The 21,475-nt window shown below is 39.7% G+C and carries 18 protein-coding genes; 9 read left to right on the top strand and 9 right to left on the bottom strand.

Annotation, left to right across the window (positions count from 1 at the left end; all coding sequences use genetic code 11):
• Nucleotides 1–405: 405 nt before the first annotated feature.
• The 3 genes from sufD to sufB are packed head-to-tail and all read right to left on the bottom strand — an operon-like array spanning nt 406 to nt 4,044.
• Complete coding sequence (gene sufD / locus B4A24_RS19310) at nt 406–1,713, bottom strand: Fe-S cluster assembly protein SufD (protein ID WP_293946624.1); 1,308 nt, start codon at nt 1,711–1,713, stop codon at nt 406–408.
• A 60-nt stretch (nt 1,714–1,773) separates the two neighbouring features.
• The gene (gene sufC / locus B4A24_RS19305) at nt 1,774–2,532 is read right to left on the bottom strand and encodes a Fe-S cluster assembly ATPase SufC (protein ID WP_108635099.1); all 759 of its coding nucleotides are present in this window, start codon (nt 2,530–2,532) and stop codon (nt 1,774–1,776) included.
• Between the two features lie 60 nt (nt 2,533–2,592).
• Nucleotides 2,593–4,044 (bottom strand): Fe-S cluster assembly protein SufB, encoded by a 1,452-nt coding sequence (gene sufB / locus B4A24_RS19300; RefSeq protein ID WP_172395990.1) that lies wholly within the window; start codon nt 4,042–4,044, stop codon nt 2,593–2,595.
• A gap of 330 nt (nt 4,045–4,374) precedes the next feature.
• Here sufB and B4A24_RS19295 point away from each other — a divergent pair, with 330 nt between their 5' ends.
• Entirely contained in the window at nt 4,375–4,845 is a 471-nt protein-coding gene (locus tag B4A24_RS19295) for an Lrp/AsnC family transcriptional regulator (RefSeq protein ID WP_028071042.1), read from the top strand.
• 164 nt (nt 4,846–5,009) lie between these two features.
• On the opposite strand, the gene ung is transcribed toward B4A24_RS19295, so the two are convergent.
• Entirely contained in the window at nt 5,010–5,684 is a 675-nt protein-coding gene (gene ung / locus B4A24_RS19290) for a uracil-DNA glycosylase (RefSeq protein WP_293946623.1), read from the bottom strand.
• A gap of 235 nt (nt 5,685–5,919) precedes the next feature.
• Between ung and B4A24_RS19285 the strand changes: the two genes are divergently transcribed.
• Nucleotides 5,920–6,459, top strand: coding sequence for a DUF2892 domain-containing protein (locus tag B4A24_RS19285; RefSeq protein ID WP_293946622.1), 540 nt, complete (start codon nt 5,920–5,922; stop codon nt 6,457–6,459).
• Between the two features lie 85 nt (nt 6,460–6,544).
• Here the strand turns inward: B4A24_RS19285 and B4A24_RS19280 are convergent, their stop codons facing one another.
• Nucleotides 6,545–7,012 carry a hypothetical protein gene (locus B4A24_RS19280; RefSeq protein ID WP_293946621.1) on the bottom strand — a complete coding sequence of 156 codons (468 nt, stop codon included), beginning with the start codon at nt 7,010–7,012 and terminating at the stop codon, nt 6,545–6,547.
• 67 nt (nt 7,013–7,079) lie between these two features.
• Nucleotides 7,080–7,562 (bottom strand): DUF4293 domain-containing protein, encoded by a 483-nt coding sequence (locus tag B4A24_RS19275; RefSeq protein WP_293946620.1) that lies wholly within the window; start codon nt 7,560–7,562, stop codon nt 7,080–7,082.
• A gap of 210 nt (nt 7,563–7,772) precedes the next feature.
• Between B4A24_RS19275 and B4A24_RS19270 the strand changes: the two genes are divergently transcribed.
• Nucleotides 7,773–8,291 (top strand): hypothetical protein, encoded by a 519-nt coding sequence (locus B4A24_RS19270; protein ID WP_293946619.1) that lies wholly within the window; start codon nt 7,773–7,775, stop codon nt 8,289–8,291.
• A 3-nt stretch (nt 8,292–8,294) separates the two neighbouring features.
• Here B4A24_RS19270 and B4A24_RS19265 read toward each other — a convergent pair whose 3' ends face one another.
• The 3 genes from B4A24_RS19265 to B4A24_RS19255 all read right to left on the bottom strand — a co-directional run bounded on the left by B4A24_RS19265 (nt 8,295) and on the right by B4A24_RS19255 (nt 12,416).
• The gene (locus tag B4A24_RS19265; protein ID WP_293946618.1) at nt 8,295–10,058 is read right to left on the bottom strand and encodes an ABC transporter ATP-binding protein; all 1,764 of its coding nucleotides are present in this window, start codon (nt 10,056–10,058) and stop codon (nt 8,295–8,297) included.
• A gap of 9 nt (nt 10,059–10,067) precedes the next feature.
• On the bottom strand, nt 10,068–10,862 hold the full coding sequence (truA, locus tag B4A24_RS19260) for a tRNA pseudouridine(38-40) synthase TruA (protein ID WP_293946617.1): 795 nt from the start codon (nt 10,860–10,862) through the stop codon (nt 10,068–10,070).
• A gap of 252 nt (nt 10,863–11,114) precedes the next feature.
• Nucleotides 11,115–12,416, bottom strand: a complete 1,302-nt coding sequence (locus B4A24_RS19255) for a UDP-N-acetylmuramoyl-tripeptide--D-alanyl-D-alanine ligase (protein WP_293946616.1) — start codon at nt 12,414–12,416, stop codon at nt 11,115–11,117.
• A 183-nt stretch (nt 12,417–12,599) separates the two neighbouring features.
• Here B4A24_RS19255 and B4A24_RS19250 point away from each other — a divergent pair, with 183 nt between their 5' ends.
• The 6 genes from B4A24_RS19250 to B4A24_RS19225 all read left to right on the top strand — a co-directional run bounded on the left by B4A24_RS19250 (nt 12,600) and on the right by B4A24_RS19225 (nt 21,464).
• Nucleotides 12,600–13,565, top strand: coding sequence for a pectinesterase family protein (locus B4A24_RS19250; RefSeq protein ID WP_293946615.1), 966 nt, complete (start codon nt 12,600–12,602; stop codon nt 13,563–13,565).
• Between the two features lie 102 nt (nt 13,566–13,667).
• Complete coding sequence (locus tag B4A24_RS19245) at nt 13,668–15,338, top strand: glycoside hydrolase family 28 protein (RefSeq protein WP_293946614.1); 1,671 nt, start codon at nt 13,668–13,670, stop codon at nt 15,336–15,338.
• 7 nt (nt 15,339–15,345) lie between these two features.
• Nucleotides 15,346–17,262 carry a glycoside hydrolase family 88 protein gene (locus B4A24_RS19240; protein ID WP_293946613.1) on the top strand — a complete coding sequence of 639 codons (1,917 nt, stop codon included), beginning with the start codon at nt 15,346–15,348 and terminating at the stop codon, nt 17,260–17,262.
• A gap of 5 nt (nt 17,263–17,267) precedes the next feature.
• Nucleotides 17,268–18,305 carry a pectate lyase gene (gene pelA, locus B4A24_RS19235; protein WP_293946612.1) on the top strand — a complete coding sequence of 346 codons (1,038 nt, stop codon included), beginning with the start codon at nt 17,268–17,270 and terminating at the stop codon, nt 18,303–18,305.
• A 17-nt stretch (nt 18,306–18,322) separates the two neighbouring features.
• Nucleotides 18,323–19,828, top strand: a complete 1,506-nt coding sequence (locus tag B4A24_RS19230; RefSeq protein ID WP_293946611.1) for a tagaturonate reductase — start codon at nt 18,323–18,325, stop codon at nt 19,826–19,828.
• A complete protein-coding gene (locus tag B4A24_RS19225) occupies nt 19,818–21,464 on the top strand; it encodes a UxaA family hydrolase (protein ID WP_293946610.1) in 1,647 nt (548 codons plus the stop codon). The genes B4A24_RS19230 and B4A24_RS19225 overlap by 11 nt, the downstream gene beginning before the upstream one ends.
• Nucleotides 21,465–21,475: the final 11 nt, after the last annotated feature.

The raw sequence follows: 21,475 nt of genomic DNA, 5'->3' as shown, positions 1-21,475 counted from the left end.
TGTATGATCGAGAATGATCAACACATTAAATAAAACGTTTATAACACATACTGCATCAATAATGAAAATGCTGCATGGCACACTCCCATGATCAGGCTAGCCAAAGCTGCCACTGGATACTTCAGAGAGAATCATGCTATTCATTAAGTGAATAGGTGTGTTCAATTGAGAATTTAAAAACGTAAATGAGCTATAAAACCCAAGGTTTATAAGCGTAAGTTGTATGCAAAGACATGTTCATAACGGTATAAAAGTAAGAGAAAAGAAGCAAAAACACAACTCCAAGACTGCTGACTACCTCAAAACTGTTTTCACTAATCCGAAAAATAAAATATTCATCAAAAAAAAGGCGTTTACCCATTCGGTAAACGCCTTTTTTTGTTTATATAGCTTGTGTGATTTTGTTTAATTCGTTCTTAAGCTTTCTTCCACCAATTCTTCTACATATTTTCGAACAACTTCGTTTGAAAAACGGGTCGTCACATCAAAAGCAAAGGCATGTACGAGCAGGATACGTGCTGATTCTTCACCAATTCCGCGAGCTCTCAAATAAAACAAAGCCTCATTATCAAATTGACCTATCGTACATCCGTGTGAACATTTCACATCATCCGCAAAAATCTCCAGTTGAGGCTTGGTATAAACCGCTGAATTATCCGACATCAACATGTTATTATTCTGTTGGAAAGCATTGGTTTTTTGCGCGTCTTCGCGAACAAAGATTTTTCCGTTGAAAACAGCAGTAGATTTATCCTGTGTAATATTCTTATACCATTCGTAAGATTCACAATGTGGCTTAAGATGATCCACAACAGTATGATTGTCGACGAGTTGATCACCTGCTGTCAGGTTAATACCATACAGATGACTTTCTACATTTTCCGCATCTAAACGTACATTAATATTATTGCGAATAAAAGAAGCTCCTGGAAAATTACAGTTATAGTTATTGTAAAGGCTATATTTCTCCTGGTATACTTCGGTATGGTTAAAGTAACGGCTTACTGATTCTGCCACTTGGAGATAGTAATGTTGAACTTTAGCATTCTCTTTTACTATAATTTCTGAAACTTTATTATGCACATTGCTTGCGCTACCATCTGCCGTGATAAAGCTTTCGATCAACTCAAGTTCAGCGTTGGGTTCAACAACAACCAAATTCCGTGTTTGCGCAAAAAAATCTTCTTTCCCTGTCGCTACATGGATGATCTGTATCGGTTTGTCAAGTACAACACCTTTCTTTAAGTGGATAAATACACCATTTGTAAAGGCAGCTGTATTAAGCGCCACCATGATGTTATCGGATTTATCAGCGTAATGAGCAAAATGTGCCTGAAATGCAGGTTCAGCGACAGCGTCATCCATTGGAATAACAACAAGTCCCTTTACTTTTTCCAGCTCACTCACAGCCAATACATACTGGCCGTTAACCAGAATAATACGGTACGCATCCAAATTCGGGATCTCTCCCGCACTAAAATCCAAGCCCTCGATATCCACATCTACATCAAGCGCATAGGGCTTATTGATAATACTGTGAATGTTTGTATATTTCCATTCTTCATTCTTAACTGTGGGAAAGCCTGCTGCTTCGAAACGTTCGAATGCTTGTTGACGTGCCTCCGTAAAGAAGGCAGGTTCGTCTGAAACAGGTTGCTCTTTAAAAGCTCCCAACACTTGTTGAAGTAATGATTCTGAAACTAATGTACTCATGTTATTTTTTAATCAAATCGCCAAAATTCTCTTCCACTCCTATTTTACCGGTGTAAAAGATTAAGCGTTTTGTGTATCATATTCTTTTAACCAATCGTATCCTTTTTCTTCTAGCTCTAAAGCCAATTCTTTAGGCCCTGATTTCACGATACGACCATTGTACAATACGTGAACAAAATCTGGAACGATATAATCCAACAGACGTTGGTAGTGGGTGATGACAATAAAGGCATTGTCTTTGGAGCGCAACTGATTCACACCATTTGCAACAATACGAAGTGCATCGATATCCAAACCTGAATCTGTTTCATCCAAGATCGATAATTTAGGATTCAACATCGCCAGCTGAAAAATCTCATTACGCTTTTTTTCACCACCGGAGAACCCTTCATTCAAAGAACGATTCGCTAAATTAGCCGAAAACTCAACCAGTTTTTGCTTATCCTTTACCATTTGTAAGAATTCTTTGGCTTCCATGGGAGGCAAACCTTTATATTCACGAATATCATTTACTGCTGTTTTCAGAAAATTAATATTCGATACTCCCGGGATTTCAACAGGATATTGGAACGCCAAGAATAGTCCCTCACGGGCACGATCCTCTGGAGAAAGATCCAATAAATCCACGCCATCCAAAAAAGCAGAACCTTCATTCACTTCATATGATTCGCGTCCAGCCAACACATTTCCTAAGGTACTTTTTCCAGCTCCATTAGGCCCCATAATGGCATGAATTTCCCCTGCTTTAACTTCCAGGTTTAATCCCTTTAATATTTGTTTGTCTTCTACAGACGCATGTAAATTTTTAATGCTTAACATTTTATTCGTATTGAGTATTGAGCGGTATGCTACCAATTTAGCGTGCTCAATTATTTTTATCTATCCTACTGAACCTTCTAAAGAAATAGCCAATAATTTCTGTGCTTCCACAGCAAATTCCATTGGCAACTGATTTAACACCTCTTTGGCGTAACCATTAACAATTAACCCAACCGCTTTTTCAGAATCAATACCACGTTGGTTTAAATAAAACACCTGATCTTCACCTATTTTCGATGTAGTCGCCTCGTGCTCCAATTTTGCTGTCTTATTGCGGTTTTCGATGTATGGGAATGTATGTGCACCACATCTATCACCGATCAATAAAGAATCACATTGGGTAAAGTTTCGTGAGTTATCAGCATTAGGGCCGATTTTCACCAATCCTCTGTAGCTGTTATGGCTTTTTCCCGCGGAAATTCCTTTTGAAACAATTTTGGATTTCGTATTCTTACCCAAATGGATCATCTTCGTTCCTGTATCAGCAACTTGGTAATTACGAGTCATCGCAACCGAGTAGAACTCACCGACCGAATTGTCCCCTTTTAGGATCACACCTGGATATTTCCAGGTAATTGCAGATCCAGTCTCTACTTGAGTCCAAGATATCTTGCTGTTATCTCCTCTACAAATACCGCGTTTGGTTACAAAGTTAAAAATACCACCTTTCCCGTCTTTGTCACCCGGATACCAGTTCTGTACAGTTGAATATTTAATTTCTGCATCGCGCTCAGCAATCAATTCCACAACAGCTGCATGTAATTGATTCTCATCACGCATCGGCGCAGTACATCCCTCTAAGTACGAAACATAAGCCCCTTCGTCCGCAACGATTAATGTACGTTCAAACTGACCCGTATTCTGAGCATTAATACGGAAGTAAGTTGACAACTCCATTGGACATTTCACGCCCTTTGGAACATAAACAAATGATCCATCCGAAAACACAGCAGAGTTTAATGCAGCATAGATATTATCTGTTTGAGGAACTACTGTTCCCAAATATTTCTTCACTAAATCAGGGTGCTCTTGCACTGCTTCACCAAATGAACAGAAAATCACTCCTTGCTCCTTTAGCTTCTCACGAAAAGTTGTCTTTACTGATACGGAGTCAAAAACTGCATCAACAGCAACCACACCAGCCAATATCTTTTGTTCGTCCAAAGGTATACCCAGCTTTTCAAAAGTAGCAATCAATTCAGGATCAACCTCATCCATGGAATTGACTTGTGGCTTTGCTTTAGGGGCAGCATAATAAGATAGATCCTGAAAATCAATCTCTGGAGCCCTGAAATTTTGCCAAGTAGGCATCTTTAACGTCAAGAAATGACGAAAAGCTTTCAATCTCCACTCCAATAACCATTCAGGCTCATTCTTTTTTGCCGAAATAAAACGAACCGTATCCTCTGTAAGGCCTTTGGCTGCGATTTCCATTTCGATATCTGTCGTGAACCCGTATTTATATTCTTCGAGCTCCAGCTCTTTTAATAAATCGTCGTCTTTAGTACTCATATTGCGCTCTCACGGTTTAACTAATTCGGGAGGGCTAGCCTCCACACCTATCGAACTGCAAAGTTACAATTTCAAAGCCAATAAAATACATTTTATGTATCCGCAAACAGGTATTTTTAATAAAAAAATGACATTTATCACTTCATCTCATTGAAATGCGCACATTTTAAATGATTATGACAGTCAAATGATTTTAAATCAATTAAAATTATAACATAAGGACAACACTATAGTCAAAATCTATTAATCATCAATAATTTTGTATTTTTTTAAATTTCCAAATATAATTTTGTATATTTACAAATACTATTGATTATTAAGACTTAAGATATGCCGTTTGCACCAGACAAAACAGATTTAAAAATTCTTAAACTATTACAAGAGAATGGCCGCATTACTAATTTGCAATTAGCATCAAGTATTGGACTCTCTCCGGCACCAACTTTGGAACGCGTAAGGAAGCTTGAAAATTCGGGCTTCATCAAAAGTTACCATGCTTTTGTCGACGAAGAAAAATTGGGCCTAGGTATCAAATCCTTTATACAGATTTCACTGGACTTCCACACGCACAACGCAATTCCTGAATTTGTCGCCGCAGTAAAAATGATTCCAGAGGTAACCGAATGTCATCACGTCACTGGCAATTGTGATTTCATTCTCAAGGTATACGTAAAAGATATAAAAGCCTACGAAGGCGTTATTATGGAAAAGATTGCCAAGATTCCGTTTGTAAAAACATTCCAAACGATGATGATCATGTCTACCAGCAAAAAGGAACCAATCATTCCCTTGGAATATTAAAAGATACGTATGAAAACATCATCCCGATATCAAGGTCTAGCGATAATCCTTGCTTACCCCGATCCTACCATCCGTAGGGAAGAGGTGTGGATGATGTTTTGATTTGAACGATATACACATGCCAACCGTCTTTTGGAAGTTTTTTTCGGCTAGAGGTAAATTAGTTAGTACAAACGCCAATCGATAGGAGCCTTACCATGTTCTACTAAATATTTATTTGCCTTCGAAAAGTGTTTACTTCCAAAGAATCCGCGGTAAACAGAAAGAGGAGAAGGATGTACCGATGTCAAAATAAGATGTTTACGCGCATCAATTAATACACTCTTCTTTTGTGCATAACTTCCCCAGAGAAGAAAAACAACATGTTCACATTGTTCTGAAATAGCATGGATGATGCTATCCGTAAAAATTTCCCAGCCTCTTTTTTGGTGCGAGCCGGCCAGATGAGCCTGAACAGTCAATGTCGCATTGAGCAACAATACGCCCTGTTTGGCCCAAGCTGTTAAATCTCCAGACCGAGGCTCCACAAACCCTTCAATATCATCCTGAAGTTCCTTAAATATATTTTTTAGAGAAGGAGGTAAGGCAATACCCTCCGGCACAGAAAAAGACAAGCCATGCGCCTGACCGTCATTATGATAAGGATCCTGACCTAAAATAACAACCTTAACATTGTAAAGTGGTGTGAGTTTGAAAGCATTCATCACCAGATTAGCTGGAGGAAACACTTTCGCTCCTTGGCGCTCTTCTTGTACAAAGGAAGACAATTGTTTCATATAAGGCTGACTGAACAAAGGTTTCAGCACCGGAGCCCAAGAGTCATCATACAGTTTTTCCATACATCAAACTTAGATAAAGTTGCATGCAATGGCAAATTTTATTCACCTCTACGTATTCACATCGCCTTTAAAGCTGCGGCATCACCTATGGTTCAATAGCTTCTTTGACCACTAACATCTGAACGAAAAAAATATAATTTTACAAAATAACCACTTGAACAAGTTGCTTAAACGACGAAATTAACGGATATTTGCAGAATTAAATTGAACACAAATATTTTTTAAACAAAGATTTATGTCAAATCTCGTTAGAATCATCATTTGCAGTGCATTGCTGATTGGGACAGTTGCTTTATTTTGGACAGGAAATTGGGGATGGGGAATTCTAGGCATCTTGATCACAATCCTTGGCTTTGTCACTGTATTTTTCCATGAATACATGCTTATCGCGCAGTGGTATATGCGCAAACAAGATATGGCTACTGCCGAAAAATGGTTAAGAAAAATCACGAATTATGAAAAACAGTTAATTCCGCAACAACACGGTTATTACAATATGTTGATCGGATTGATTGAATCCCAACGTGCCCCAATGCAATCCGAAAAATATTTCAAAAAAGCATTGGCACTCGGTCTTCATATGGATCACAACATCGCATTGGCAAAATTAAGCTTAGCTGGTGTAGCCATGGCAAAACGAAACAAACGTGAAGCGGAGAAGCTACTTCAAGAAGCAAAAAAGGCAGATAAAAATAAGTTGCTGGCTGACCAGATAAAAATGATGAAAGATCAGATGGGCATGCTGGACAAACAACAAATCCGATATAATCGTTAGTTTCGGACTGAATATTATCGAGAGCTAAAAAGAGCGCTGTAATCCTTTAGGATTCAGCGCTCTTTTATTTTATATCATCTGTCCGCTATTTATTCAGTATGATAGGCACATCCAGGAATTTGCCTTCCTCTTCACTACTTTCAAAAACAAGCTTTACACTGATGGGTTTATCTGTTTTTTTCCAGTCCTTCACGATAACTTGGATATCTACAGGCTTATCCTCCTCAAGCAAGTAATGCAAATAGTTCTGTTTATCTTCAAATCCAATCCGGACGTTCCCCATCTGAATCGACGAAAAGAAATGGGCTTGTTTCTTTTGATCAAAGATCTGTGTTGAGAACGTATTCATTTTATATTCCCGGGGAGTTCTGCTATAAGATATTGCAAACAAATTAATAACCAGCTCGTTTGTGGCTTTATCTATATTATACCCTTTTACATCAAACTGAATATCATCAACCACCAGTAATGAATCCGCAGACTGGGCTTGAATGGTACCACCTGCCAAGCAAAGAAAAAGCAGGGCAGCGGCATAACGGAAAAATTTAGTCATATATTATTTCATCTAAAAAGCCACGTTAAGCGTGGCTTTTCTCTATTAAAAATCCTGTTAATAAAAATTATGCGCGCAAACGGTCAGCTGAACGAATCAATTTCTCGTCCCGACGTACCCCTCCCAATGCTAGCGCACAAAAAATAATTGATATTGGTAGTAAAAAGAAGCCTACCCCAATATTTCCTGCGCCCAAGAACTGACCAACTGTAGCCAGATGTGTGCTTGCCGAAGAGTAAAGCCAAATTGCGAAAAAGATAACCGCCACAATCTCTACCCATATCAACAAAAGCTGTATCTTACGTTGTTTGAATTTGAATATCGTAAAGATCGGGAGCAAGCCTAATAGCGCTGTCACGATGGTCTGAAGGATATAACCAAAACCACCTTCATGTACAGGCTGTCCGGCGGCAACACCATAGACCCCTGTCACCTTTACATTCTTTCCCAAACCTACTAAATCACTGTAATTTACATAAGGGAATAAAAATAAGCCGAATATAATTAATCCTGCTACGAGTAAATAAACAGTTTGGATGCGTTGAATCATATTTTAATTTTTGTATATCAACAAATATAATAAGCTTTCTTTCTTTTTAGAAATCACAACAATCGAAAAGGCTATTTTGTTGCGACTTTTAAAACATAATTATGTTCATCAATTCAGCATGGGCATGAATGTCTATCCTCGAGTATTGCTAAAAGCGACTGTATGGAGTTCTTTTCAGAAAGCATTATCTTTGCACAAATTTAAAAGATCATGTTATATATATATGGTGCAACTGCACATGCGAAAACAGCAGTGGATGTTGCCGAAGATTTGGATATCGAGATAGGAGGGCTTATTGACAAGTCGTTGTTAATTGAGGATTTATTTGACTACGAGGTCCAACTCCACCATCAGATTAAAGATGCAACAGAAAACTTCTTCATTGCCGTCAAAAACCCGGGACTACGTGAAAGGATAGTATCGGAAAATCCTGAATGGAATTTTCAATCTTTAATCCACCCCAAAGCCCATGTCTCCAAAAGAGCTGAAATCGGCGAAGGATGCATTATTCTTCCGGGAGCTATAATTGCCCCGGATGTACAGATTGGGGATCATTGTGTCATTTCAAGTGCAGCAGTCATTGAAAGCAATACAATCATTGAGGACTTTGTGAACATTGGGCCAAATGTTTCCATCGGAGCCAATGTACTCGTAGGTAGAGGATCAGAAATCAAAGCGAATACACATATTGAAGACGAAGAAACCGTCCCCAAAGAGAGTGTCATTTAATGATTAAATTCCCGCAGAATGAAACTGTAGATCGTATAGCTTTTTATAGTAACCATCAAAAGATAAAAGCTCTTGGTGTGTTCCGATTTCCTTAATTTCACCTTTGTCCAAAACAATAATCTTGTCCGCCTTTTGAATGGTGGACAAGCGGTGGGCAATAACAATTGATGTCCTTCCCCGCATTAAATTATCGATCGCGCGCTGAATCATTTCCTCTGTTTCGGTATCAACGGAAGAAGTAGCCTCATCCAAGATCAGAATTCTCGGATCATGCACCAATGCCCGAATAAAAGAAATTAATTGCGCCTGACCCGCTGACAGTGTTGCCCCTCTTTCTTTAACATCGTAGTCATATCCGCCTGGAAGTCGCATAATAAAATCATGCGCCCCTACTTCTTTGGCCGCTTCGATTACTTGCTCCCGAGAAATTGAAGGATCACCCAAGGTGATATTATTGATGACAGTATCTGAGAAAAGAAATACGTCTTGCAACACCGTCGCTATGGTATTTCTCAAATAATCAAGATCGTAGTCACGAATATTTTCATTATCCAACAAAATTTCACCTTTATTGATTTCATAAAACCGGCTTAAAATATTAATCGTAGAGGATTTTCCCGCACCAGTAGCGCCGACCAAAGCCAATGTTTCACCAGGCTGTACACTGAAATTCACATCTTTTAGTACCCAACTCTCATCGTTATAAGCAAACCACACATGGTTGAATGTAATTTCCCCTTTAATATGTCCAGGTATCAATGTACCTAAGTTTGGGGTCATCTCATCGGTATCTAGGACTTCAAAAATACGTTCAGCACTCACCATCCCCATTTGAAGGGTATTGAACTTATCGATTAGTTCACGGATAGGCCTAAAAATCATGTTGATATACATGATAAATGCAACGACTACACCTGGTGAGATCACGTCGCCCATAATCTGCTTGGCTCCAAACCACACCAACAAACCCAATGAAATCGCCATAATAATTTCTAAAACAGGAAAAAAGATAGAAAAGTACCAATTCGTACGGATATGAGCGTTTCGATGCTGCGCATTGATTTCTATAAATTTATCCATCTCCTGCTTTTCTCGTGCAAAATATTGGATAATACCGACCCCGGTGATATGCTCCTGCAAAAAAGTATTCAAATTGGAGACCCATTTCCTGACATCTATAAAAGCAGCTTTCATCGCCTCTTTAAAAACATAGGTTGCAGCGATCATCAACGGCATAGGAATAAGTACGATTAAAGTCAATTTCCAATCGGAATAGAACATCACCCCCAATATCACGGCCAACTGCAATAGATCACCAATAATCTGGATCAATCCTTCAGAAAAGATGTTGGAAAGTGTCTCTAGGTCGGATATCGTCCGTGTAATCAATTTCCCTAAGGCAGTACGATCAAAATATCTAAGACGTAATTGTACAATATGGTTAAATACCTGAATTCGAATATCCCGAATAACAGACTGTCCCAGCGTATTTGTCATCAGGGTATGATAATAACGAATCAAGGTCTGCACAATCACTAATGCCAACATTGCAATCAACATATACGATAACCCTGCCGTGTCGAAATTTAAGATATAGCTATCTAAGGTATGCTGAATAAGCATCGGTAGCGCTGGGGCCACGGCTGCCAATAGTATTGTTAAAGCTACGGATATCCAAAATGCAGTATGATAAGGTCGCATATAGCGGCCCATTCTTCGTAACAAATTGACATCGTAGGTTTTACCTGTTATTTTATCTTGACTCACGTTAATATTTTATATATAAGGGTACGCTACTTCTGTTAAATATAATCCATGCGCAGGAACCGATACTCCTGCTTTGCCGCGGCTTTTGCTTTTGATAACTTCCCGCATAAAAGACGCTGGTTTCCCCTTCAGCCCGATCTCCAAAGATGTCCCTACTATAGCGCGCACCATATTGCGCAAAAAACGATCGGCGGTAATATGAAACACGAGTTTCTGCTCGTCGTGCCATAACCATTCCGCTCTACGAATATCACAAATATTTGTAAATACTTGGGTATGGGACTTGCTAAAGCATTCAAAATCCTGCTTACCCAGCAAAAACTGAGCAGCCTCGTTCATTTTGTCCACATCAGGGCGGTCGCGCATGAAACAAGAATAGGGATAAATGAACGGATCCTTATGGAAGTGAAGATGATACTCATAAGATCTATGGGTTGCATCGAATCGGGCATGCGCCGTATCTGCAACTTCGATCAAATTTTTAACCGCAACATCAAATGGAAGTAAGGCATTAAGTGAATGAATAAAACGGTCTGAATTTGCTAATATCCCTCTAGGAGCAGCATCAAAATGTACATACAACTGCTTCGCATGCACACCGGTATCCGTTCTTCCTGCTCCAGTGGTCTCGACAGGCTCCCGTAGCAAAGTTTCCAATGCTTTATTCAATACTTCCTGTACCGAAATAGCATTGTTTTGAATCTGCCAGCCATGATAAGCTTGTCCAAAATAGGCTATTTCCAAAAAAAAACGTCTTTTATCCATGATACGACACAAAGGTACATTTTTCCAAATGAGCTGCATTTTTTGGCAGGAGGTTTTTGCTCATTTTAGTCAATATTTAATCCTTACATGACAAAACTTTAGGTGCGTTTGGTTTTGATTCATACCTCAATAAGGAAATTAGCCTGTACGAACTTATCATCAATTTTGTTAGATCATATGATGAAACCTTGTTAAGGTCATATTTTTAAGTGCGCTCAATGTGAAAACATTGCACGAACATGCTGCGCAGAGACCAATTTAAAATCCAGTCCTTATAAAAAGGAAAAGTACCTATAATAGGTCTATCAGATTTTCAAAAGCCATGCCGCGTGATGCTTTTAATAATACAGTAGCCCCTACAATTGGATTTTCCAGTAGAGCGACCTTCGCTTCTAAAGTATTTTCATAAAATTCAGCATCATCATTTCTATGTTCGAAGAATGCCTTGCCGACAAGAATCTTACGATCTACAAACATGCTTTTAACGTTATCTACGATTTTTCTATGTTCTTCAAAGGATTCAGCGCCAAGCTCAAACATATCCCCAAGAATAACAGCCTTCCTCTCCGCTTCGATAATCCGAATATTATCCAGAGCAGCAGCCATACTCGTTGCATTCGCATTATAATAGTCACAGATCACTGTATTTTTTGCCGTGTTCATGATTTGCGAGCGATTGTTTGTCGGCGTATAATTTTCAATACCCGAATTGATGGCTTGCGGAGCAATGTTGAAATGTAAACCTACCGCGATGGCAGCCAAAAAGTTCTCCGTATTGTATGCCCCTGTTAGTTGCGTATCAATAATATAGGCGTGCTGATCCTCCTTTCTCTTCCAGGAGATCTGTAACAATGGAGTCGCTTTCAACAATTTACCGATGATGTCATTATTCTCAGAAAATCCATATGTTACAATATTAGCTATTTGGCGGGCAGCAGCCATTTCCCTTAGATGCGCGTTATCCGCCTGCAAAAACAAGACTCCATGGTGATCTTGAAGCCAATCGTACAGTTCGCCTTTTGTTTTTTTAACGCCTTCAAAAGAACCAAAACCTTCCAAATGAGCTTTCCCAACATTGGAAATTAATCCGTGAGTTGGTTCAGCAATTGCGCACAAAAAGGCAATTTCTCGTAAATGGTTAGCACCCATTTCGATAATGGCAACTTCAATTGACGCATCGATAGCCAATAATGTCAATGGAACACCAATATGGTTGTTGAGGTTCCCTCTCGTGGCATAGGTCTTATATTTCTGAGAGACAACCGAGTATAATAATTCTTTTGTCGTTGTCTTTCCGTTGGTTCCCGTCACACCGATTATCGGAATGTTTAATTGTTTCCGGTGATAATTTGCCAGGTCCTGCAAAGCTTTAAGCACATCGTCAACTAAAATATATTGTTCGCTTTTTTTATAAATTTCCTCATCAATGACCACATACCTTGCACCGATCTCCAGCGCCTGTCCTGCAAATGTATTTCCATTGAAATTTGCCCCTTTCAAAGCAAAAAATATACTATCCTTCTCAATTTTACGTGTATCAGTTGTAATGCTTGGATACTTTTTATAAACCTGATATAAAGATTGGATGTCCATATTTAGAAATTTGATGAGCAAATATAACCATTCTGCCCGATTTCGAATAAATAGGCAGAAACATATCAAATAATTTAATTCACGCAAACGTCACCGATAACGTTTGCGCATTTATTTTAAAGGATTTTCTTTAACGAAGGTTTTAATATTGGTAATTTCATTGACCAATTTAACAGTTTGAAAATGCGGGCGATTATACTTTTTCTTTTTTCACTTCCTATCATGCTTTTTGCTTCAGCAGCGAAAAATTATGATTTTGTAGTAGCAAAAGATGGCTCGGGCGATTTTCAAACAATCCAAGAAGCGATCAATGCCGTCCCCGATTTCCGCAAAAACGAAACGACTATATATGTTAAAATCGGTCAGTATCAAGAGAAGATCATTATTCCGGCAAGTAAACAACATATTACATTGATTGGCGAGGATAAATTCAAAACGACGATTAGCTATAACGACTACGCACAAAAGAAAAATCGCTTTGGCGAAGAAATGGGCACTTCTGGTTCGGCAAGCTTCTATAGCTATGGCGAAGATTTCACAGCGATTAATCTTACGTTCGAGAACAGCTCAGGTCCTATAGGTCAAGCCGTATCCGCCTGGATTTGCGGAGATCGCAGCCTATTTATCCATTGTCGCTTTTTAGGGTTTCAAGATACCTTATATACCTATGGCAAGGGAGCAAGACAGCTCTATTATCAATGTTATATCGAAGGTACGGTAGATTATATATTTGGCTCTTCTACGGCTTGGTTTGAACAATGTGAATTACATTGCAAAAACAGCGGTTATATCACCGCAGCTTCTACTCCTGCTGACATCGACTATGGCTATATCTTTAATAATTGCAAGATCACCGGCAACCAAGATAGCAAAAGTTTTTATTTAGGACGTCCGTGGCGCCCTTATGCGAAAGTAATCTTTATGCACTGTCAACTCCCGGAATTTATTGAAGGCGCCGGTTGGCACAACTGGGGCAAGGAATCAAATGAAAAAACAGCCTTTTTCGCAGAATATAAAAACACAGGAGCAGGCTCCTTGTCACAAAATCGTGTCAAATGGTCTCATCAATTGACCGACACTACTGCTGATAACCTTGATTTACACCGTGTATTTAAGGATTGGACACCAAATCTATCACTTGATCGATAAATTATGGCCGGTAACGATTGCATAAGTTTTCCATCGAAATTAAGAACAAAGAATGTACAATTGCTTTTACAAATAACCGTTTTTAAACCAAAATGCAAAAAAATGAATTCGTTTAAAAAGCACTTTTCCCATACATTCAGGTTCGCTATTGGATTGTTTCTTGTACTACCACAGCTGTGTATGGCCCAAGAACCTACCCGTCCAATCATACAACAAGTAAGCTTTAAGAATGACACCTTAAATATCATCAGTTACGGAGCCAAAGGGGATGGTCAATTTCTCAATACAACCGCGATCAATAAAGCGCTCCGTACATGTAGTGAACAAGGTGGCGGCGTGGTATTGATCCCTGCGGGGCTTTGGCTTACTGGACCTATTGAAATGCAGAGCAATGTAAATCTGCACCTCAAACGCGACGCTGTTTTGCTCTTCACCAAAGATTTTAATCAATATAAATTAGTTGAATCAAACTGGGAAGGTGAGCCTGCCTGGCGCAATCAAAGCCCGATATCAGGTAAAAATTTAAATAATATTGCTATTACAGGAAATGGTATCATTGACGGGAACGGTGATGCTTGGCGAATGGTCAAAAAAAGCAAATTAACAGCATCGCAATGGAAAACCCTTGTTGCATCCGGCGGGGAGGTAGACAGCAACAATGATATCTGGTATCCATCCAAAAGTTCGCTGCAGGGGGCAAAAGAAAAAAAGGCGGGTGTAATCCGTCCAGGAACAACAGTCGATGACTTTAAAGATGTTAAGGATTTTTTACGGCCCAATCTTTTGGTATTTACTAACTGCAAGAAAGTACTGCTCGAAGGCATAACCATACAAAATTCACCAGCTTGGAATCTGCATCCGCTAATGTGTGAGGATCTGACCTTGCGCAAACTAACAGTTCGCAATCCATGGTATGGTCAGAATGGTGATGGCGTGGACGTGGAGTCCTGTAAGAATGTACTCATCGAAGACTGTACATTTGATGTAGGCGATGATGGGATATGTATCAAGTCGGGACGGGATAAAGCCGGACGGGAGCGTGCAATGCCCACCGAAAATGTGATTGTCCGTAATAATGTCGTTTATCATGCGCACGGCGGCTTTGTCATCGGAAGCGAAATGAGTGGCGGCGCACGTAATATTTGGGTAGAAGATTGTTCTTTTATCGGTACAGACATTGGCCTTCGGTTTAAAACAACAAGAGGCCGCGGTGGAATTGTAGAGAACATCTACATCAACAATATCAATATGGTCAATATTCCAGGAGAAGCGATTCTCTTCGACATGTATTATGCAGCGGTAGATCCGGTTCCGATGGCCGGTGAGAAAAGAACCGCCGTAAAAACCGTTACACTTCCAGTCACTGAAGAGACGCCACAGTTTAGGAATTTTTATATTAAAAATATTATGGCAAAAGGAGCCTCAAAAGGCATCTTCTTCCGTGGCCTGCCTGAAATGCATATTCAGAACATTTGGATTGAAAATGCAACGCTGGAAGCCAGCAAAGGGATCGAAATTATTGAAGCTTCTCATATAAATTTAAAAAACATATCATTAAAGACGAAGGAAAGCAATCCTTTAATTTCAATAGAGAATGGCAGCAACATAAATCTAGATAATATTCAAGCTTTGGATATACCCGAGCTGTATATACAGGTCGCCGGAGAGAAAAGCGCCGATATTCGTTTATCGAAATCCAATGCAAAAACGGCGAAAACAGTCAGCCAATTTACGGCGGGAAGTACAAACAAATCCTTAACAATCAAAAATTAGGAACCTGATGAGAAAGCTATTTTTAATTCTTTTAAACCTTACAGCGCTTGTTCCATTTTCGGGATTTGGACAACAAAAACCCCTTTCCGAACAAATGGCCAATACTGTACTTGATCAACTCTATCCAGATTCCCTGTTTAATAGGACCGATAAGTTTCCAAAATGGTCTTATGACATGGGCGTTATTTTCGAAGGACTAACAGATGTGTGGCGCAATACCGCAGATGCAGATTATTTTAATTACATGCAATCGCGCATGGATGCCTATCTCAGTATTCCAGATTCTATCAAGAACTACAATGCTACTGATTTCAATATTGACAACATCAAAAATGGCACAGCTCTCCTGACGCTTTATAAGGTAACAGGTAACGAAAAATATCTGAAAGCTTGTCATCAATTGTATGCTCAGCTTCAAAAACATCCACGAACAAATGAGGGTGGCTTCTGGCATAAGAAAATTTATCCTTACCAAATGTGGTTAGATGGCCTCTATATGGGGCAACCGTTTTATGCCGAATATGCTACTTTGATGAATATTCCAACAGCTTTTGATGATATTGCCAATCAGTTTAGCTACATGGAAAAAAATGCGCGCGACCCAAAAACGGGCCTTCTCTACCATGGTTGGGACGAATCAAGAAAAGAACGCTGGTCTGACCCAAAGACAGGGCTATCACCGCACTTTTGGGCAAGAGGTATGGGTTGGTATGCCATGGCACTTGTAGACGTACTGGATTATTTTCCCGAAGACCATCCACGTAGACAGGAATTAATTTCGATATTAAACAGAACGCTATCAGCAGTCATCAATTATCAGGATGCAAAAACGGGTGTCTGGTATGATATCGTGGATCTGGGAACAAGAAAAGGAAACTACCTAGAATCTTCCGCTTCAAGTATGTTTGTTTTTGCATTGGCCAAATCATTGCGTAAAGGCTATATCCCGGCCTCATTTCAAAAAAACCTGGATCGCGGATACAAAGGTCTTGTTAACGAGTTTATCTCTACTGCGGGCGAAAACCGTGTCAATCTTAATAAGACTGTACAAGTATCAGGCTTAGGAGGCAAAAAATACCGGGATGGAAGTTTTGACTATTATATGAGCGAACCCGTCATCACCAATGACCCCAAAGGAATTGGTGCCTTTATCTTAGCTGCCTCTGAGGTAGAATTTTTACAGGTACAAAAGGGTAAAAAAAGACGCACTGTTACCCTGGACAACTATTTCAATAATGAATACAAAAAGACCCCATCGGGTGCACTTAAGCCTTATCATTACCTTTGGGATGGCTATGACAACAATGGGTTCTCTTTATTAGGCCATATTTTTGAAAAAAATGGCGGTATATTAACAACACTCCGCTCTGCCCCAACCAGTCAAAATCTGGCCAAGTCCAGTATCTACATCATCGTCGATCCGGATACAGAGAAAGAAACTGAACAACCCAATTTTATGAATGAAACCGATGCGCAACAAATTGCACAATGGGTCAAACAAGGCGGGGTTCTGGTTCTTTTCTTAAATGATAGTGGCAACTGCGAAATAGCCAAATTCAACACGCTTGCGAAAAAGTTCGGCATCACCTTCAATGAAGATAGCCGCAACCGAGTTAAAGGAAAAGAATTTCAAACGGGCGCAATCCAGATCCCAAAAGGCAATTCGATTTTTCCAAATACAGCTAAAATCTATGTAAAAGAAATCTCTACGCTACAAGTAAATCCTCCCGCCCGATCGGTGATCAAGGACAAAGGAGACAACATCATCGCAACAGCCAGGTATGGAAAAGGAACTGTATTCGCTATAGGGGATCCTTGGTTATACAATGAGTATACAGATGGGCGAAAACTTCCAAAGGAGTATGAAAATTTTACTGCGGCAAATGATTTAGTGCAATGGTTATTCAAGCAAACTAATAAATAGGTCGCATGAAAAAGATATATATTATAAACATCATTTTAGCCGGGCTGTATTACTCTTATTGTAATGCACAGCAATCGGTTTCAAAAGATACGTTGGCCGAAAAGATGTTAATATATCAATTATCCAATGGGGCATGGCCTAAACAGTTAACCGACCAAAGTGTTGTAAATTACCAACTCCCTTTGACCGAAGAACTGAGGCAAAAAATTAGAAATACCGGCACAGACCATGCAACATTAGACAACAATGCGACAACACGAGAAATTAATAGCCTGATCCAAGCTTTTAATGCTACAAAAAATCGTGACTATCTCATCGCAGCGGAGAAAGGGGTTGACTATCTCTTAGCTGCACAGTATGATAACGGTGGTTTCCCTCAGTATTACCCGAACAAATCGCTTTATAGAGCTGAAATAACCTATAATGATAACGCGATGATCAACGCCTTGATTGTATTAGACAATATTGCCAAAGCCAAAAAGGGCTTTGAAGAGGTTGCTCCGCATTATAAAACGAAAACACAAAAAGCCGTATCCAAAGGTATTTCTTGTATATTAAAAACACAGATTATCCAAAATGGGCAGCCTAGTATATGGGCGGCACAGTACAATGAGAAGAGTTTAACACCCGCCCAAGCGAGAAAGTTTGAACCGGCCTCTTTAAGCACAAGCGAATCCGTCGCGATCGTGCGTTTTCTCATGGCACAAGATGCTACTGCCGAAATCCAAAATGCTGTTACACATGCGATAGTCTGGTTTCAGCAAAATGATATCGAAGGTTATCGATTCGATCGGGCGCTAAATAATAAAACAGGAGCATACGAACGAAAACTCATCACCGATAATCAATCGGTTATCTGGGCCCGTTTTTATGACCTCAAAGACAACAGGCCATTATTCGGTGATCGTGATAACTCAGTCAAGTATAATTTTGAAGAATTATCTGAGGAAAGAAAAAATGGATATGCCTGGTTTGGAAACTGGCCTGAAAAACTAATTCAAAAAGATTATCCAAAATGGAAGAAACAACATCAAATTCAATAATACAAAATAGCAATCAGATGCTGCTAACAAGAAATACATTACAAACGATTACCGCTGATCTTGTCAACAAACCGACAGCGGCCTCTTACCTATACCCTGAGAAAATACTTCAGTTCGGCACTGGAGTGTTACTTCGCGGGCTCCCGGATTATTTTGTTCATAAAGCAAATCAGCAAAACCTATTTCAGGGAAGAATTGTAGTTATCAAATCAACAAGTGCGGGTGCCACCGACGCATTTGCCCAACAAGACAACCTGTACACCTTAGCTATTAAAGGATTAGAGGAGGGAAAGGAAATATCGAGTTACGAGATTAATAATAGTATATCACGTGTGCTGACAGCAAACCAGCAGTGGAAAGAGATCTTGAAAAGCGTAGAGAATCCTATGCTTGAGATTGTTTTCTCTAATACGACTGAAGTCGGTATCGTCATGAGCAATGACCTTATCGATGATAATCCCCCGGCCTCTTTCCCTGGAAAACTTTTAGCCCTATTATATCATCGGTTTGTTCATTTCAACGGCGATAAGGATAAGGGGTTGACAATTGTTCCGACTGAACTAATCTCCGATAATGGAAGTAAGCTCAAGAAAATTATATTCGATCTCGCCTTACATAATAAGCTGTCAACAGACTTTCAAGAATGGCTTGCTTCTGCTAATGATTTTTGCAATACTTTGGTTGATCGGATTGTTCCTGGAGCGCTTTCCCCAGCGGACTATACAAATACTACCGCATTGTTAGGTTATGAAGACCAATTGATGATTATGGCTGAGCCATTTCGCTTATGGGCCATTGAAACCACTTCTGAGCGCGTAAAACAACGGCTTTCATTTGCTGCTGCAGACTCAAACGTTCTATTGGTTCCTGCTATCGAAAAGTATAAAGAGATCAAACTTCGATTACTTAATGGAACGCATACGTTAAGCTGCGCAATTGCGCTGTTGGCAGGATTTAAAACAGTAAAAGAGGCAATGCAAAATTCAGCATTCAATCAATTTGTTCGCCTTTTAATGAATGATGAGATTGGGCCATCTATTCTAAGTAACACAATCTCTGCTACGGATATCAATGATTTCTCTTCAAAAGTGATCGATCGTTTCGCTAACCCCCATTTAGCGCATAAATGGGAAGCTATAGCCTTAAATTACAGTTCCAAAATGGCCATGCGAAATATCCCTCTTTTGGAGAAATGGTATTCCAAAACAACGGAAGCCCCAGCACTTTTTGCACTAGGATTTGCCGCATATCTTTATTTTCTTAAATCAGATAAGACAAACGGACAGTATACCCGAACAATTAATGGGCACACTATTGAGCTGCAAGATGATTCGGCTGCTTTCGTATTTGATGCTTGGCAAGCGCCTGAACATACCGTAGTAAAGGTCTTGTCAAACGCCGATCTATGGGGAAAAGATTTAACAAAATATCCTAATTTCAAAGAAGCTGTAGCCCAAAAATTAGAATTAATCATGCATGATGGAGCCATCAATGCCCTAAAAACGTTGGAGTATGAAAAGTAAAGTATTAAAGATTCACCCGAAAGATAATGTGTTGGTTGCCTTGCAAGACCTCAAAAAAGGCGATGCAATATCGTTTGAAGGCATACATTACATCCTACAGGAGGATATTCCAGCCAAGCACAAATTTTTTATGCAAGAAATGCACTTTGGCGACGAGATTTATATGTATGGCGTACTTGTGGGGAAAGCACAATTTGATATTCCACAGGGAAGTATCATGAATACTGACAACACGAAACATGCAGTTGAACCTTATCATTTTAGACCTTCGCATTATCATTGGGAAAAACCTGATATTTCACGATTTGAAGGCCGGACCTTTAATGGTTATGTGAGGGAAGATGGTCGAGTCGGTACAGCTAACTACTGGCTTTTCATCCCGACAGTATTCTGCGAGAACAGAAATTTAGATGTTATCAAAGAAGCACTTTATAATGAACTTGGCTACTCGGTTACCGGAAAATATAAGAGTTTCACGCATCAGCTATTGAAAGCGTACGAAAAGGGCGAAGCATTGGATATATCCTCATTGGAGAAATTAAATAATGTTTCTGATCAAGCGAATCGTACTTTTGAGCATGTTGATGGCATTAAGTTTTTAAATCATCAGGGAGGCTGCGGGGGCATCCGCCAGGACGCAGCGATATTAAGTAAATTATTGGCTGCGTATGCTGATCATCCCAATGTTGCGGGTGTTACTGTGCTAAGTCTAGGTTGCCAAAACCTACAGCTAAATGACCTAATTAACGATATCAAGCTTCGTAACCCCAACTTTGATAAACCACTGTACCTCTTTGAACAACAGCAATCAAAGAGCGAGGAGCAATTGATCAAAGAGGCTATCTTGCAGACTTTCATTGGTTTGACCGAAATCAATAAATTTGCCAGACAACCCGTACCCTTAAGCAAATTGACTTTGGGCGTCAAATGTGGTGGCAGCGATGGATTTAGCGGAATATCTGCTAATCCTGCGGTTGGTTATACGGCAGACCTTTTGGTTGCATTGGGGGGTAAGGTTCTCCTAGCGGAATTTCCAGAACTATGTGGAGCGGAACAGAATTTAATAGACCGTACCCTGGATCCAAATGCTGCCAACAAATTCATTGATCTAATGACAGCATATAGCAATGCCGCAGAAGCTGTGGGTTCTGGATTTTATATGAATCCATCGCCTGGAAATATCCGCGATGGACTCATTACAGACGCAATCAAAAGCAATGGAGCCGCAAAAAAAGGAGGTACATCACCAGTTGTAGATGTCTTGGATTATACCGAGGAAGCAACAAAAGCAGGTCTCAACCTCGTTTGTACACCAGGCAATGATGTCGAAGCCACTACAGGGAAAGCCGCGGCCGGCGCTACCTTAATTTTATTCACAACTGGACTGGGAACGCCTACCGGAAACCCAATATGCCCAGTTATAAAAGTTGCTACAAATAATGTTTTAGCAAACAAAATGGCCGACATTATCGATATCAACACAGGTCCCATTATCGACGGAGATAAATCTATCCAAGAAATGGGTGAAGATATATTAGAGTATTGTATCAAAGCAGCCAGTGGCGAAATAACTCCCAAGGCTGTTCAACTAAACCAAGATGACTTCATACCATGGAAAAGGGGTGTGAGTTTATAAATAGTATATAG

The sequence above is a fragment of the Sphingobacterium sp. UBA7249 genome, from assembly GCF_002472835.1.
GTDB classification, from domain to species: domain Bacteria; phylum Bacteroidota; class Bacteroidia; order Sphingobacteriales; family Sphingobacteriaceae; genus Sphingobacterium; species Sphingobacterium prati.
Note: the sequence above shows the minus strand (reverse complement) of the source record. Positions and strands in the feature narration are given on the sequence as shown.